Origin of the sequence: Alistipes indistinctus YIT 12060 (genome assembly GCF_025144995.1) — a bacterium.
GTDB classification, from domain to species: domain Bacteria; phylum Bacteroidota; class Bacteroidia; order Bacteroidales; family Rikenellaceae; genus Alistipes_A; species Alistipes_A indistinctus.
Genome location: NZ_CP102250.1, coordinates 83,685 through 100,359 on the forward strand (window position 1 = coordinate 83,685; position 16,675 = coordinate 100,359).

The window sequence follows — 16,675 nt, forward strand, 5'->3', positions numbered from 1 at the left end:
GATATCCGCGTCACATTATTTAACATAATATAAATTATAATTCATTGGTTATTCGTCCGGAGTATAAGAGATGAAAGTTTTGTCCTTAAAGAAAATAATGATTCGCTCGATTCCGGATGTTTGCCGGACATCATTCATGATTCTAGTGTGATTCTGGGAGTCGCTCTGAGATTTTGACCCGGTTCCTGCTCGTGTAGTTGTACCTATTTTAGACTGTGTCGAATGATTCGGAGCAATTTCCGGAGTCTGATGTGTTGAAGGATTAGTTTCTTGAAAATCGATTTTTCCAAGGGACTGTCCATGTTGATTCATTTTATGCGATTCTCGCGGAGTTAAATTGTCGGTAAAATCAAATAACGATCCCGCCGCTTTTTGTTGATTATTTTCGGTTATCGTGGTTGTTCCCATTGAGTCTCCCGAAGATGATGCCCGATTCGTATTCGATGCATCATTCGTTTCTGTCGCAGCGGGGATGATCGTCGCCTGTGACGACGAAGTTGTGATCGGTGTGACCGTATTGTCGGAAATTGAACGGTATATGTTGCCTTTACCTAGAAGCAACCAATCTGGATTGAGTTTCGGGAAACGCTGCAGCATTTTCTCAATGAAGTCGAAGCTGGGTTTATTCCGGCCACCTAGGATGTGTGAGATGCTCGATGGTTGTACGCCCATTATTTCTGCAAAACGTGAAGGAGTCAAACCTTCCGTTTTTATGAATTTTTCCAGCCGATCTTTCATGTTTCTCGTTTTTTACAAAGTTAACATATTTATGCAAATAAATTCGAAGGTTGCATACAAAAGGAAACAAATAAAATGCGACAATGTTTGGTTACAAATGTAAATAGCAATATTTAATCCGCAGTATTGATAGCAATCAAATTGATTAAAGTGTATTATTGGTTTATGTAAATATGTTTAAATATTTGACTATTAGTATATTTGTGCGATATTAAATATGGATAAAGCCCCCGCGTATGCATTAGGTCGTATTTAAGTCAGTCGGTATATTAAATGTAAACATGATGTAATTTAAATCAATTAATTGATTATAATGCACTTAAATATAATATGTAAAATGATTTAATCGCCAGGTAAAGTAAAGCGATAAATTTCGGCAAAAGAATGTGGTTACAGATGTAATCCAGTAGCTACGCCCCCACTTTTACGTTTTCGTGGTTACAAATGTGATACATATGGGAGACCTTGCACTAACCTGAATTACAAATGTAATCCATGAATTGTGTAATTGCTGAAAAGTTAATTACATTAGACTCTGCCCTATTTCGGTGTTTGTCTGGGATTTTATATCTGTAATCCAAGCGTTTAATTATGTTAAATAAAAAAGCACCCTGTAATAGGGTGCTTTACATGGAGTGTAAGTTGTTTATTTACAATGCGATCATTGTCGATATGCGCTTGAACTCCTCCGGTGAAAGTTTTAGTTTCTCCCGATGGAAATCGACATCTTTTTCGTTATTGATTGGAATCAGGTGGATATGTGCATGTGGAACTTCCAGTCCAAGCACGACCACGGCAACTCTTTTACAAGCTATTTTCTCCCCTATTCGTTTTGCGATTCGCTTTGCAAAAAGCACCATGCCTGCCAGTGTGTCGTCGTCCAGATCGAACAGGTAGTCGGTCTCCTTTTTCGGGACGACCAGCGTATGGCCTTCGGTGAGCGGGTTGATGTCCAGAAATGCAAAATAGCGGTCGTCTTCGGCCACTTTGTAGCAGGGAATTTCACCCTGTATGATACGTGTGAATATAGAAGCCATAAATTTGTGTGAATTTTTAGTCCAGATTCAGTTCGGTCTCGAGTTCTTTTAGTCGTTTGTCCAGTTTCTGCTGCACGGCATCGAATTGTTCTTTCGACGGCAGTTTTTCACAGATGCCGAAATAGTATTTGATCTTCGGCTCTGTTCCGGAAGGCCGGATGGAGACGATCGTGTTGTTTTCGGTGGAAAATTGCAGTACGTTGGATTTCTCCATACCGATCGTCGAACGTTTTCCGTCGCGGACATCCAGTGATTCGGATGAAAGGTAATCTTTGATAGTAATAACAGGAGAACCGCCTATGGTTTTGGGCGGATTGGCCCTGTAGTCATCCATCATCTTCTTGATCTCGTCTGCACCTTCCTTGCCTTTACGGACGATGTAAACCATCGCTTCCTTGTAGAAGCCGTATTTGACATATATATCTTTAAGCAGATCGTACAGTGTCATGCCTTGGGTTCTGGCCCAAGCTGCCGCTTCGGCTGCCAGTGAGCAGGCGCTCACCGCATCTTTATCACGGACGAAATCGCCGGCCAAGAAGCCGAAACTCTCCTCGCCTCCCCCTATGTATTGCATTTTGCCTTCGTGTTCGCGGATGATTTCGGCGATGTATTTGAAGCCGGTCAGGCACTCGAAGCATTTAACTCCGAATGCTTCCGCGATTCGGTTGATCAGTCCGGTCGTTACGATGGTTTTGATGATGTATTGCTTGCCGTCGAGCCGTCCCAAATCGCTCCAGCGCTTGATCAGGTAATAGGTCAACAATGCGCAGGTTTGATTGCCGTTAAGCAGTATATACTCCCCGTTTTCATTTGGAATCGCCACTCCGATGCGGTCGGCATCGGGATCTGTTGCCAATACCAGGTCGGCTTTCTCTTTGGCAGCCAAATCGAGCGCCATCTTCATTGTGGCGCGTTCTTCCGGATTCGGCGAAACGACTGTCGGGAAGTTGCCGTCGGGAATGTTTTGCTCCTTGACCGTAATGATGTTGCGGAATCCGAATTTGCGGAGGGATGCGGGAACGAGGATAACTCCCGTGCCGTGCAGCGGCGTGTAGACGATTTTCATGTCCCGGTTCGCTGCAATGGCTTCGGGCGAAAGCGATAGGCCGTGGACGGCGTCCAGGTAGATTTCGTCGAAAGTCTCGTCCAGAATAGTAATGTTGTCTTTGCTCTGGGTGGTGAGTACTTCGTCGGGGGAAGTGATCTTCTCTACTTCTGCGATAATGTTTTTATCGTGCGGAGGGGTTACCTGCGCTCCGTCGGCCCAGTATGCCTTGTAGCCGTTGTATTCCTTGGGGTTGTGCGATGCCGTGATTACTACCCCGCTCTGGCATCCCAACCGCCGGATCGCGAAACTGAGTTCCGGGGTCGGACGTAGCGAATCGAACAGGTATACCTTGAATCCGTTGGCTGCGAAAATCGATGCGACCTGTTCGGAAAAGAGCCGGCTGTTGTTGCGGCTGTCGTGTCCGATTGCCACTTTGATGTGTTCGTGCGGAAAGGCTTTTTTCAGGTAGTTCGCCAACCCCTGGGTGGCCATTCCGACCGTGTAGACATTCATGCGGTTGGTGCCGACCCCCATGATGCCGCGCAAGCCGCCTGTGCCGAATTCCAGATCTTTATAAAAACTTTCGGTAAGCTCTTTTTTGTCGTTTTCCATCAGGTATTTAACCTGATCTTTTGTCTTTGAGTCATAGTTGCCGTCCAGCCATTTTTGGGCTTTCCCCTGCACGATTTGGTCCAGATTTTCACTCATGATTTTATGTGTTTTATTTGTAATTACGGAACATTCAGGTCGAAAAAACTTATAAACAAAAATACGAATTATTTTCTGAATACTCTATATCAAACGGTTAAATTTAGACCCTCGGAAAGCCCTTATTCTTCTATATAAATATTTGTTAAACAAACAATATGATACCCCGTTTTTTTTTCATATTGTTATTTACAATTTTGTCCTACGGAAATCAGAAATAACCCACCTTAATACGATGATCGTTAAAAATCGGACATACGGAGACGTGTGGCAAATGTGCTTGTCCCAGATAAAGGAGCAGACCTCTGACGAAGAGTTCTCCAAATGGTTCAAGCCGATCGTGCCGCTCGATTTCGACGGAACGACCCTGAAGCTGCGCGTTCCGAACGAAAGCTATGTGTATCACATTGAGAAGCACTTCATTCCGTTGTTGACCCCGATCATCCATCAGCAATTCGGGCTGAAAACCAAGTTGCGCTATGCGGTGCCCCAGGCCGAGCAGCCGGCTTCCACCGTGGTTTCCGATGCCGATATGACGGCTATCAATACGTTTGCCACGCAGACGAACACGACAAATATAAAGAATCCGTTCGTGATTCCGGGTATCCGCAAGCTGGTAATCGACCCGCAACTGAATCCGAATTATACGTTCGATACCTTCGTCGAGGGCGATTGTAATCGCTTGTGCCGTTCGGCAGGTTTTTCGGTGGCTGTCGATCCGGGTGCAACCCCTTTTAATCCTTTATATATATATGGGGATTCGGGGCTTGGCAAGACGCATATCGCGCAGGCGATCGGCATGGAAGCTAAACAACGCCGTCCGTCGATGCAGGTACTTTATGTGTCGATGAACAAATTCCAGGCCCAGTTTACCAATGCGGTGCGGTCGGGTGAGATCAATGATTTCATCCACTTCTACCAGATGCTCGACATGTTGATTATCGACGATATTCAGGAACTGGCCGGTAAGGAGAAGACGCAGAACGCTTTTTTCAATATCTTCAATCATCTGCACCTGTCGGGCAAGCAGCTCGTGCTGACGTCGGATAAGTCGCCCGTTGAACTGAAAGACATCGAGCAGCGGTTGCTGACCCGTTTCAAATGGGGGTTGTCGGCGCAGTTGCAGTTGCCGGACCTGGATACGAAGGTCAAGATTATCCGTAACAAAGCGCTTCGTCTCGGGGCCGATGTGCCGGACGAGGTGGTCGATTTCCTGGCCGATAATATCAATGCGAATGTCCGTGAGATAGAGGGAGCTCTCTCGTCGTTGGTGGCGAATGCATCGTTCCTCGGCAAAAAGATTACGGTCACGCTGGCCAAGGAGATACTGAAAGTGTACGTACAGTTTACGCAGAAGGAGATTACGATCGATCACATTCAGAAAGTGGTGTGTGAATACCTGGGATTGCCGGAGGAGAAGTTCAAGTCGCCGCGTCGTACGCGTGAGATCGCACAGGCGCGCCAGATCGCGATGTACCTGAGCAAACAGCATACGAAAGCGCCGCTGACTATTATCGGGGCTTCGATCGGCGGAAAGAACCATGCGACGGTACTCCATGCCTGCAAGGCGATTTCGAACCTGATGGAGACAGACAAAGTGTTCCGTCACCAGATCGAGGAGATCGAGAAGCGCGTGTTGGCGAAATAGTCTCTTCGGAGCCAGGTGAATGAGAAAAGGAAAGTTTTCCAGTGTTTTTCCGTTGCTGTATTTGGTCTTAGGATTATTATCGGATTGCTGCGTTAAAGAGCGTTTAACCATTGGCTCAATTCGTTAGTCCATAGGTTTTTGTATATAAAGCTGTCGCAAAACCCAAAGCTGTGTCCTCCTTGGGGGTAAATATGCAATTCGGCAGAGACCCCATGTTTCAACAATGCCGTGTAATAGGCGAGACTGTTAAGCGGTGACACGGTCTGATCATCTTCTGCCAAGACAATAAATGCAGAAGAGGTTTCTTTGGTAACATGCAGTTCAAGCGAGAGCGCCTTTTTTTCTGCTTCGGGAATATTCTCTCCTAACATTCTGCATCGCGAGGGCAAATGTGTCAGTTGGTCCGTCATGCTGATCACCGGATAAAGCAGAATCTGGAAATCGGCGCGGTCCGTTCCATGGTACAAAGTTGCAGCCGTAGCGGCAATATACCCTCCGATAGAAGCCCCCATCACTCCTACCTGTTGAATCCCCCATTCCGCGGACCGGGCGCGTATCAGGCGAATCGCTTCACGGATATCTTCCCGAATAATTTCGACATGCCCATGAGGCATACGATATTTCAATACGGCATAAGTGATCCCCTGTTGATGAAACCAATCGGCGAAAGCATATCCTTCATGATCCATAGTCACTAGATTGAAACCGCCGCCTGGACACATAATCACAGCGTTGCTACGAGTCTGGTTGGCCCGATATATTGAGAGAGTGGCGCCCTGGTCGGTACTGCCCAATGGCCATTCGGTAAAATTACGTTCCATAGTTTTATATTTTATTGGGTTGCCTTGATCATTTTTTTTACGATAGCCGGTCCCTCATAAATCAAGGAGGAGTAAATTTGTATCATGTCGGCTCCTGCATCCAGCATTGTCCGAGCATCGTGCGGAGTCATCACTCCTCCTGCCCCTACGATCAGTACATTCTTTCCGACGTGGCCCCGCAGAAATTTCACTATTCTAAACGATTTATCTCCGATACCTTTTCCACTGATGCTTCCTGTCCCAATTTTTTGCAACCGGTTGAGTGAAGCAGTCAGGTAGGTTCGGTCCATCGTCGGGCCCGTAGCGATCACACCATCTATTTTATAGTTGTCGATGCACGCTGTAACGACATTCAGCGCCTCTTCTGTAAGGTCGGCCGGTAATTTCAGCAACAATGGAACATGTTTTGTTCGTGTTGCCCGAAAAGCTGCCAGAGCAGTAAGCGCCTGTTCCATTACTTCCGTTTCCACTGAATTCCAATTGATGGTAAAGTAATCGGCTGTATCATACAATTCTCTGTATAAAGATAAGAAATCGCCTATGGCCTGTTTGCCTTCCGAGGACGGATTCTTATTAATATTAATGCCTAACACGTAGGAGTTGCGCCGTTGTGCAATCCGCAATTTTATCATGTCCAGACCGGGATTGTTGAATCCGGTACGCGAGATCAGTGAGTCACACTCAACAAGGCGGAAAATACGTGGCCGGGGATTTCCCTTCTGGGGAGAAGGGGTGACGGTTCCAATCTCGATAAATCCGAACCCTAAATCGGCAAGTTCATCAAAAGCCTCGGCCGTTTTATCAAAACCGGCCGATAACCCGATGCGGTTTTTAAAAACAAGATCATTCCATATCCATTGTTTATCGGGATAAGCGTAAAAACGACGCACCCAATACCTGCACCAGGGCAGATGCCGGTAACCTTTGAGGCAGGACACCAACAAGGAATGTGCCTTTTCGGGATCCATTAAAAATAAAAGAGGCCGGATAATTTGTTTATACATGATCTTGCTATTCTTTTGAAATGCGATATAAAAATAGAAACTTCTTTGCGGAGATGTCATTCAATCTTTTTTATCTGTTATAATCAAAAGTTATAGGCTTCCGTTTTTTGTCCTGTCGGTGCTTTTTTTGTACCATATCGGTTGTACGCTGCAAAGACCGTTACAGGGAGCCGTACAACGCTGGAGTGTATGACTCTTCCGACAAAAATAACGGGAAAATAATGCAACTCCCGTTTAAATCGGCTTTTAGCGGTCTGACAGGGAGTTCTCGTTCATAACCTTCTTTGCTTTTCTGCTTTAAATTTCACTTTTATTTCGTACCTTTAAACCGTATATTCACGAAAAGAGGCATAGTATGACCCAGTTGAAAATCGGCGATAAAGCCCCTCTGTTTACCGGTACCGATCAGGACGGTAAAAGCATTTCACTGTCGGATTTCCGAGGCAGGAAGGTGATTCTCTATTTTTACCCGAAAGACAACACCCCCGGATGTACCGCCGAGGCCTGCAGTCTGCGTGACGGCCGGGCCGAGTTGCAGCGAATGGGCTTTGAGGTAATCGGTGTGAGTCCCGACAGCGTGAAGTCGCACCAGGGCTTTATCGCAAAACATGGACTTAATTTCCCGCTGATCGCCGATGCGGATAAAAGTATTGCGGCCGCTTACGGAGTATGGGGTGAAAAGAAGTTTATGGGGCGTACCTATATGGGTATTTTGCGTACGACGTTTGTGATCGGCCCCGATGGCACGATAGAGAAGATTTTCGACAAGGTAAATACCAAGGACCACTTTACACAGATCGTGGAAGCGTATCAATAGAAAATATCACAGAGATAATTATATGGCAGACAAAACCCAGGTAAATCCCGAGAAACTGAAAGTTCTCAGCGCCGTAATGGACAAAATCGAGAAGGATTTTGGCAAAGGCGCTATTATGAAAATGAGCAGCAAGGCGGTGGAGATCGTTCCGGTTATCCGGTCAGGTTCGATTACACTCGACCAGGCGCTCGGTATCGGCGGTTATCCGAAAGGCCGCGTGATCGAAATCTACGGTCCCGAATCGTCGGGTAAAACGACCCTTGCGATCCATGCGATCGCCGAGGCGCAAAAGGCGGGCGGCATTGCCGCGTTTATCGATGCCGAACATGCGTTCGACAGCACTTATGCCCAGAAACTGGGAGTGGACATCGATGAGTTGCTGATCTCGCAGCCTGACAACGGCGAGCAGGCGCTCGAAATCGCCGATCACCTGATTCGTTCCAGTGCGATCGATATCGTGGTGATCGACTCGGTGGCAGCCCTGACACCCAAGGCCGAAATCGAAGGCGAAATGGGTGAAGCGAAAATGGGTTTGCAGGCCCGCCTGATGTCGCAGGCATTGCGTAAACTGACCGCCAGCATCAGCAAAACCGGTACCGTCTGCATCTTTATCAACCAGTTGCGCGACAAGATCGGTGTAGTGTACGGCAACCCCGAAACCACTACCGGCGGTAATGCGTTGAAGTTCTATGCCAGCGTCCGGGTCGATATCCGCAAAGCATCGGTGATCAAGGACGGCGAGGAGCAGATGGGAGCCCGTGCGAAAGTCAAGATCGTGAAGAATAAACTCGCTCCCCCATTCCGTCGCGCCGAATTCGACATTATGTACGGCGAAGGGATTTCGAAACTGGGCGAGATTATCGACCTAGGTGTCGATAACGGAATTATCAAGAAGAGCGGGTCCTGGTTCTCATACGGGGATCAGAAGCTCGGACAGGGCCGTGATGCCGTGAAGGAGGCGTTGAAAAACAACGATGCGCTCCGCGACGAGATCGAAACCAAGGTGCGCGCAGCGCTGACGGCCAATTAACACGAACGGGTTGAAGGAGTATCGGATATGGGATATAGTCCGGAAGACGAGAGGCTGATCGATACGGCGTTCGACCGCCTGATGGAGCATTGTACGAAGATTTGCAAGACTGAAAAGGATGCCGATCTGATCAAGCGTGCTTTTTTTCTGGCGAAAGAGGCCCACGAGGGTGTGCGGCGTCGTTCGGGTGAACCCTATATCCTGCATCCGTTGGCCGTGGCGATGATCGTAGTCGATGAAATCGGCCTCGGGGTCAAGTCGGTTGTGGCGGCTTTGTTGCACGATGTGGTCGAGGATACCGATTATACGGTCGATGATATCGAGTCGATGTTCGGCCCGAAAATCGCGCAGATGGTAGACGGCCTGACCAAAATGTCGGGGGTATTCAAGACCGAGACATCGGAGCAGGCCGAGAATTTCCGCAAGGTACTGCTTACCCTATCGGACGATGTACGCGTGATCTTAATAAAAATCGCCGATCGGTTGCACAACATGCGGACACTGGGCAGCATGCCGCCCCACAAGCAGATGAAAATCACAAGCGAGACGATCTATCTGTTCGCTCCGTTGGCCCATCGGCTTGGTCTGTATGCGATTAAGAGCGAGCTGGAAGATTTAACGCTCAAGTACCGTTTTCCCGAAGAATACCGCCAGATCGAGCAGAAGATTCACGAAACCGAACCGGACCGAGTCCGGTTTATCGAGAAATTCAATGCTCCGCTGATCGAAGTGCTGAAAGCGAACCGGATCGATTTCGAGATTTCGGGTCGCGTCAAGTCGGTCTATTCGATCTGGTCCAAAATGCAGCGTAAGCAGATTCCTTTTGAGGAGGTGTACGACCTGTTTGCGATCCGTATCGTGTTCAAACCTTCACCGCTGATCCCGGAAAAATCGCAGTGCTGGCATATCTATTCGTTGGTTACGGATATTTACAAACCGAAACCGGACCGGTTACGCGATTGGGTCAATATTCCGAAGGCCAACGGTTACGAGGCGCTCCACTCCACCGTTATGGGACCCGACGGCGTCTGGGTCGAGGTGCAAATCCGTTCGCAAAGGATGGAAGAGATTGCCGAGCGTGGTTTCGCTGCGCACTGGAAATATAAGAGCACCGATGCGGAGGGACGCGATGAAGGTGAATTCGACCGTTGGATCAAGCAGGTGCGCGAGGCGTTGAACAGTCCGACCGAAAATGCAGTCGAGTTTCTCGATAACTTCAAATTAAGCCTTTACACCAACGAAATCGTTGTTTTTACACCCAAAGGCGAATCCCGGACGCTGCCGCAGGGAGCGACGGCCCTGGATTTTGCCTACGACATTCATACCAATATCGGTAACAGTGCCATCGGGGCGAAGATCAACCATAAAATCGAATCGATTTTTACACCGATCCAGAGCGGCGACCAGATTGAGATTATCACTTCGCAGAATGTCAAACCGAAGACCGACTGGCTCGATCATGTGGCCACGACGAAAGCGAAGCAGTGCATCATCAGTTTTCTCAAAAAGGAGAAGATCAATAACATCAACCGGGGACGCGAGGTATTCGAGGCCCGGTTGCACGAATTCGGTATACCCCCCAGTGCCCGTGCCCGCGTATTTCGTAAAGTACTCCCTGCGTACGAGTGTACCACGAAAGATGAGTTTTACAGTAAGCTCGGCGCCGGGATTATAAACTTGGATGGCCTGGAAAAGGTGCTACGCGAGAATTCAGCTAGTAAAATATTGAAATTTTGGACACTACAGATTCCCAATCCGTTCAAATTTCTCAATGGCGACGACCGTAAAAAGGCCCAAACCCAAAACGGCGGTAAGGATTCCGGCAAAGAGACCGGAGCGCGCGAGGCGACCGATGGAGCGGATGCGGATTTCGAACAGCCGCAATTTGTGATCGCTCCGTGCTGTAACCCGATTCCGGGCGATGAAGTGGTCGGTTACAAAAATCCCGATACGCACAAGGTCGATGTGCATAAAAAAAGTTGCAACGAGCTGATCAAGCTGGCCAGCCAGCACGGCAATAACCTGACGCCGGTTGCATGGTCGAGCCATAAGGCGATGTCCTACCTGACGATTCTTGAATTGCGGGGGATCGACCGGGTGGGTATCCTGATGGAATTGTCGCAGGTGATTACCGGTGAATTGAATACCAATATCCGCGAATTGCGCCTGCAGAGCCATGACGGTATTTTCGAAGGTAGTATCAGCCTGTATGTCAAGGATCTGAAAGACCTAAAGCTGATTATGGAAAAAGTCGGTAAAATTAAGGGTGTCGAAAAAATTACCCGGGTCGAAAATCTTAAAGAGTAGAACAGGATGGAAGGATTGTTGCCGTTATTGATTGCCGTGGGAGCTTCGATCGCTCTTTCTCTGTTGAAAAAGAAGCCTGCGCCGCCGGGCGAGTCGGATCGGTTGCCCCAGGATTCTCCGTGGGACGACCTGTTGCGGGAGATTCAACGCAAAGAGACTGCCCAAGCGGAAGTGGAACCGGAGACGGTTGAAACGGATGAGGTGGAATGGAAACCGGTCCGTCCCATAATTCCTGCGACTACTGACGTGAAACCGCATCCTGATCCTGACACGCAGTTGGAGAAAGCGGCGACTTTTGCCGATTCCCGGCAGTCTGTACCGTTTTCTTACGATGACGGTGCGATTGCCGCAGCATTGGAACGGTTGGAAGATATACAAGAGGAGGATCCTCTTGCTGACATTATGTTGGCAGGTGTGGCGGACCGAGAGATTGCGGCCGGAGAATTGACGGATCCCGTTAAAACCGAGGATGTACAAGATATTTTTGCGGGAGGTTTCGATCCGCGTATGGCCATGCTCTATTCGGAGATTTTACGGCCAAAATATCAGGAGTAACCTTTAGCGGAATTACCAGAGGGCGTCCGGTTTGGGGTATGTGATAAGGTCCGGTTTCGTGCCAGGGGTACTTTGATTATTTCACTCGGATCAGATTCAGCCCGTCACGTAGGGGAAGGATGACGTTCTCTACCCTGTCGTCTTCCGTTACCATGCGGTTGAATTGTTTGATGCCTTCGGTGAAACGGTCGCCCGCAGGAGTCTGTTCCGCCACTTTCCCGTACCAGAGAATGTTGTCGGCCAACAGGTAGCTGCCGCTGTGGACGAGCGAGCGCATCGCCATTTCGTAGTATTGCGGATACTCCCGCTTGTCCCCGTCGATAAAGATCAGGTCGAATATACCTAACCCCGGCGCCAGATCGAGGGCGGAGCCGATGTGCTGAATGATCCGTCCCTGTATGTTCTGTTCCGCTTCCCGGAAATATTTGGCTGCGATCTCCTCCAACTCGTCGTCGATTTCGATTGTGTGGATTTCCCCGCCCGCTTGTAGCCCCCTGGCCATACAAATGGCCGAATAGCCTGTAAATGTGCCGATTTCGAGAATACGTTGCGGCGAGATCATTTGCACGAGCATTTTGAGCAGTTGTCCCTGCAGGTGTCCTGAGATCATCCGCGGCTGGATTACCCGCAGGTGGGTTTCACGGTCCAATGCTGTCAGCAGCGAATCTTCCGGCGGGATGTGATCGGCTATGTAGCGTTCGAGGTCGTCCATTGTCCGTTTACTTATATATCAATGTAGAGAGATTCCCACCGAACACCGTCTGGGCTACTTCGGTCAAATCGTCGAGCGAGACCTCCCGAATTTTCCGGCGGATCGAATCGATTGTCTCGACCCGGTTGTAGTATAGGTAATTGCGGGCTGCGCTGAGCATGTATCCCTCGTTGTTCTCCATGGCTATGGCCATTTGTCCGATAAACTGCTTTTTGGCCATATTCAGCAGCCGGGGACTGATTTCTCCCCGCTTTATTTTTTCCAGTTCGTTGTTGACCAGTTCGATGCACAGATCGACCTTGTCGCGGTCGGTGCCGAAATAGATTGTCGAGATACCCGTATCGCTCAGCGGCGTGAAGCCTGCTTCAATCGTATAGCTCAGTCCGTTGCGTTCGCGAACCACGAGGTTCAGCAGTGAATTGGCCGACGGACCGCCCAGCAGGTTGGTCAGCAACGACAGCGGAATGCGTTTCTCTTCCCTGAGGCTGTAAGCCTGATTGCCGATGATGCAGTGTGCCTGATGGGAACTGCGGTGCAGGGTTCTGGTCATTGGGACATAACGGTCGGTTCGGTCCCGCTCGAATGTGCGCGGATGCGAAGCCGTTTCACCGAGATAGCGGTTGCACAGTTCGGTAAAGCGTTTCTCCGATATGTTGCCGATCATCGAGAAGACCATCTGGTCGGTATTGTAGGTGCGGCCGATAAAACGAAGCAGGTCGTCGCGCGTGAATTTCATCAGCGACCCCTTCTTTCCTAAAATGTTATGCCCCAATGAAGTGCCTGCGAAAACCATATCTTCGAAGTCATCGAAGATTCGTTCCGAGGGGGTGTCTTTGTAGGAGTTGATCTCGTCGATGATAATCGTTTTTTCGCGGTCGATCTCTTTTTGCGGAAAGACCGAGTGGAATACGATATCGGCGATCAGTTCGACCGCTTTGGCCGCATCGCTTTTGAGCGTCGTGGTATGGATTACCGTCTCTTCCTTGGTCGTATAGGCATTCAGTTCCCCGCCGAGGTTTTCGAGACGGCAGTTGATGTGGTAGGATTTGCGGTGTGTCGTGCCTTTGAAAAACGAATGCTCGAGCAGGTGGGCCAAACCATATTCCGACGGCAATTCGTCGCGGCTGCCCGTATTGACTGTCAGTGCGCAATGTGCGACGGCCGAGCGCACCCGCTTGAGGATGCACCGGATGCCGTTGGGAAGCGTATATTGGATTAGGTCCATGCCGGATTATGCTTCGGATTTGGTTGTTTTGACGGTTTTCTGAGAGGGGTACTTTGTTTCGGCTGTTTGCGGTTTATTCCTCTTGGATCGTGTCCTTCCCGTATTTTCCGTCGTATTAGCCCTATTGTCAGCAGGTATTTCCGTTGTCGGCCCGGATGCTGTCGACATCTTGGATGCGACTGCCGACCCGGTTTTCCGGTCGGTGTTGAGAGCCAGAAATTTGCCGGTATAACTCTCTTTGCAATCTTTGAGCTGCGCAGGCGTACCTTCGAAAACCAGGTATCCGCCCCGGTCCCCGGCTTCCGGTCCCAGGTCGATCACCCAGTCGGCCGACTTGATGACATCCATGTTGTGCTCGACAATTACGATCGTATGTCCTTTAGACATCAACGCGTTGAACGATTTGAGCAGCTTGCGGATATCGTGGAAATGCAGGCCGGTGGTCGGCTCGTCGAAGATGAACATGATCGGTCCCTGTGCGTTCTCTTTGGTGAGGAACGATGCGAGTTTCACGCGCTGGCTCTCGCCGCCAGAGAGCGTCGAAGAGGATTGCCCCAGTTTAATATAACCGAGACCCACATCCTGCAAAGTGCTCAGTTTTTCGATGATCTTTTTGTTGACCGGGTCTTTGTCCTGGTATTTACCGAAAAATTCGATCGCATCGTCAACGGTCATCTCCAGAATGTCGTAAATCGAACGGTCGTGGTACTTCACTTCGAGTACGTCGTCTTTGAACCGTTTGCCGCCACAGGATTCGCACACCAACTCGACGTCGGCCATAAACTGCATGCTGACCTTGATCACCCCTTCGCCCTGACACTCCTCGCAGCGCCCGCCCGCGATGTTGAACGAAAAATGCGACGGATTCATGTTGTTGTGTTTCGCATAAGGCTGGTCGGCGAAAAGTTTGCGGATTTCGTCGTACGCTTTGATGTAAGTGACCGGATTCGAGCGTGACGATTTGCCGATCGGATTCTGGTCTATGATTTCGATTGATTTAAGGCGGGTGACGTCGCCCGACAGCCCGGAAAAACTGCCTGGTTTCAGTCCCGTTTCGTACAGTTCGCGCCGCACGGCCGGATAGAGGATACCCTTGACCAGCGACGATTTGCCACTGCCGCTCACTCCGGTGACGCAGGTAATCACACCGAGCGGGAACTTCACGTCAATCCCCTTGAGGTTGTTTTCCCGCGCTCCCAGCACTTCGATATAGCTGTTCCATTTGCGGTAATGCTTCGGTTCTTCGATAGTCTCCCGGCCGGTCAGGTATTTGGCCGTAAGGCTCTTTTCCGAATGGATTAGTTCATCTACAGAGCCCTGGAATACCACTTCCCCGCCCTGGTAGCCGGCCAACGGGCCGATATCGATAATCGTATCTGCTGCACGGATAATCTCTTCTTCATGTTCGACTACGATCACCGTGTTACCCAGGTCGCGCAGTTTTTTCAGAACGCCGATCAGCCGGTACGTGTCGCGCGGATGCAGTCCGATACTCGGCTCGTCGAGGATGTAGAGCGATCCCACAAGGCTGCTGCCCAGTGAAGTGGCCAGGTTTATACGCTGGCTTTCACCGCCCGATAGCGTCGATGAGAGCCGGTCGAGCGTCAGGTAACCCAACCCTACTTCGTTCAGGTATGTGAGTCGCGAAGTGATCTCGGTGAGGATACGCTCGGCCATGTGCCGTTCCCGGTCGTCGAGCGGCAGTGCGGTGAAGAAATCTTGCAGCTCATCGACCGGCATCGTGACCAGTTCGGTGATGTTTTTATCCCCGACCCGGACGTACAGCGCTTCCTTACGCAGGCGTCCCCCTTCGCAGTCGGGACAGATCGTTTTGCCCGTGTAACGCGATAGCATGACCCTGTACTGGATTTTGTAGCGTTCGCTTTCGAGGAACTTGAAAAAACGGTCGAGTCCGTGAAAATATTCGTTGCCTTTCCACAGCAGGTGCTTTTCCTGTTTGGTCAGTTCGTAATAGGGCCGGTGGATCGGAAAGTTGAATTTGGGCGCGTGCTCGATCAACTGTTCTTTCCACCATTTCATCGTTTCGCCGCGCCAGCAGGCAATGGCGCCATCATAAATGCTTTTGGCTTTATCCGGTACCACGAGGTCTTCGTCGATGCCGGTCACTTTGCCGTAACCCTCGCATCGCGGGCAGGCCCCCATCGGATTGTTGAAACTGAACATATGTTCCGAAGGATGCTCGAAGCGGATGCCGTCGAGCTCGAAGCGTGATGAAAAGTGTTCGACACGGTCGCCTTCCGGATTTTGTATGACGATATCGCACATGCCGCCTGCCGTGTTGAACGCGGTGGAGACCGAATCGCCGAGGCGGCTGAGGAGCTCCTCTTCGGCGCTGACCTTCGCACGGTCGATCACGATGCGGATATCCCGGGCTTCGTTGTAGCGTTCGGCTTGTTGCACTACATCTTCGATGAAAAGCACTTCTCCGGCGATATATACACGTTGAAAACCATCTCCCGAAAGCAGGGTAAGCTTTTCGATCAGTCCCTGTCCTTCGCCGAGGATCAGCGGAGCGGTCACGAGGATGCGCGTATGGGGAGGGAGCGCAACGATGTAGTTCACCACGTCGGCTACCGTATGCGATGTGACTTCACGCCCTGAAACAGGCGAATAAGTGTGTCCGATCCGGGCGAAAAGCAGTTTCAGGTAGTCGTAGATTTCGGTCGAGGTGCCGACCGTCGAACGCGGATTACGCGTATTGACCTTCTGTTCGATCGCAATGGCCGGGGCTATGCCGGTGATGAAATCGACCTCGGGCTTGTTGATCTTGCCGAGGAACTGCCGGGCATAGGCCGACAGGCTTTCGACATAACGCCGCTGCCCCTCCGCGAAGATGGTGTCGAAGGCGAGCGTCGATTTACCCGAACCGGAAAGGCCGGTAATCACCACCAGTTCGTTATGCGGAATTTTGACCTCGATATTTTTGAGGTTGTGTACACGGGCTCCCTTGACGTGGATCATCTGCTTGGACGGGTCGTCGACAGGAACACCCCTCCCCTCTGAG

Annotated in this window: 13 protein-coding genes; 5 read left to right on the top strand and 8 right to left on the bottom strand. The window is 50.0% G+C overall.

The window, feature by feature from the left end:
* Positions 1-48: 48 nt before the first annotated feature.
* From NQ495_RS00320 to NQ495_RS00330, 3 genes are all read right to left on the bottom strand, one after another.
* Positions 49-738, bottom strand: coding sequence for a helix-turn-helix domain-containing protein (locus tag NQ495_RS00320; RefSeq protein WP_009134991.1), 690 nt, complete (start codon positions 736-738; stop codon positions 49-51).
* A 650-nt stretch (positions 739-1,388) separates the two neighbouring features.
* Positions 1,389-1,775 (bottom strand): HIT family protein, encoded by a 387-nt coding sequence (locus NQ495_RS00325; RefSeq protein ID WP_009134990.1) that lies wholly within the window; start codon positions 1,773-1,775, stop codon positions 1,389-1,391.
* 16 nt (positions 1,776-1,791) lie between these two features.
* Positions 1,792-3,531 carry a phospho-sugar mutase gene (locus tag NQ495_RS00330; protein WP_009134989.1) on the bottom strand — a complete coding sequence of 580 codons (1,740 nt, stop codon included), beginning with the start codon at positions 3,529-3,531 and terminating at the stop codon, positions 1,792-1,794.
* A 235-nt stretch (positions 3,532-3,766) separates the two neighbouring features.
* On the opposite strand from NQ495_RS00330, the gene dnaA reads away from it, so the two are divergent.
* Complete coding sequence (gene dnaA / locus NQ495_RS00335) at positions 3,767-5,179, top strand: chromosomal replication initiator protein DnaA (RefSeq protein WP_009134988.1); 1,413 nt, start codon at positions 3,767-3,769, stop codon at positions 5,177-5,179.
* 92 nt (positions 5,180-5,271) lie between these two features.
* Here dnaA and NQ495_RS00340 read toward each other — a convergent pair whose 3' ends face one another.
* Together NQ495_RS00340 and NQ495_RS00345 are read right to left on the bottom strand one after the other, a co-directional pair.
* Positions 5,272-6,000, bottom strand: coding sequence for an alpha/beta hydrolase (locus NQ495_RS00340; protein WP_009134987.1), 729 nt, complete (start codon positions 5,998-6,000; stop codon positions 5,272-5,274).
* Between the two features lie 11 nt (positions 6,001-6,011).
* Positions 6,012-7,004: a quinone-dependent dihydroorotate dehydrogenase gene (locus NQ495_RS00345; protein WP_040294782.1), complete on the bottom strand. Its 993-nt coding sequence runs from the start codon at positions 7,002-7,004 to the stop codon at positions 6,012-6,014.
* A 355-nt stretch (positions 7,005-7,359) separates the two neighbouring features.
* On the opposite strand from NQ495_RS00345, the gene bcp reads away from it, so the two are divergent.
* The 4 genes from bcp to NQ495_RS00365 are packed head-to-tail and all read left to right on the top strand — an operon-like array spanning position 7,360 to position 11,713.
* Positions 7,360-7,821, top strand: a complete 462-nt coding sequence (bcp, locus tag NQ495_RS00350; RefSeq protein ID WP_009134985.1) for a thioredoxin-dependent thiol peroxidase — start codon at positions 7,360-7,362, stop codon at positions 7,819-7,821.
* A 22-nt stretch (positions 7,822-7,843) separates the two neighbouring features.
* Complete coding sequence (gene recA / locus NQ495_RS00355) at positions 7,844-8,851, top strand: recombinase RecA (RefSeq protein WP_009134984.1); 1,008 nt, start codon at positions 7,844-7,846, stop codon at positions 8,849-8,851.
* Between the two features lie 27 nt (positions 8,852-8,878).
* Entirely contained in the window at positions 8,879-11,158 is a 2,280-nt protein-coding gene (locus NQ495_RS00360) for a RelA/SpoT family protein (protein ID WP_009134983.1), read from the top strand.
* Positions 11,159-11,164: 6 nt separating this feature from the next.
* Entirely contained in the window at positions 11,165-11,713 is a 549-nt protein-coding gene (locus tag NQ495_RS00365) for a hypothetical protein (protein WP_009134982.1), read from the top strand.
* 76 nt (positions 11,714-11,789) lie between these two features.
* Here the strand turns inward: NQ495_RS00365 and NQ495_RS00370 are convergent, their stop codons facing one another.
* The 3 genes from NQ495_RS00370 to uvrA are packed head-to-tail and all read right to left on the bottom strand — an operon-like array spanning position 11,790 to position 16,632.
* Positions 11,790-12,425 (bottom strand): O-methyltransferase, encoded by a 636-nt coding sequence (locus tag NQ495_RS00370; RefSeq protein WP_009134981.1) that lies wholly within the window; start codon positions 12,423-12,425, stop codon positions 11,790-11,792.
* A gap of 7 nt (positions 12,426-12,432) precedes the next feature.
* The gene (locus NQ495_RS00375) at positions 12,433-13,650 is read right to left on the bottom strand and encodes a M16 family metallopeptidase (RefSeq protein WP_009134980.1); all 1,218 of its coding nucleotides are present in this window, start codon (positions 13,648-13,650) and stop codon (positions 12,433-12,435) included.
* Between the two features lie 6 nt (positions 13,651-13,656).
* A complete protein-coding gene (uvrA, locus tag NQ495_RS00380; protein ID WP_147513113.1) occupies positions 13,657-16,632 on the bottom strand; it encodes an excinuclease ABC subunit UvrA in 2,976 nt (991 codons plus the stop codon).
* Positions 16,633-16,675: the final 43 nt, after the last annotated feature.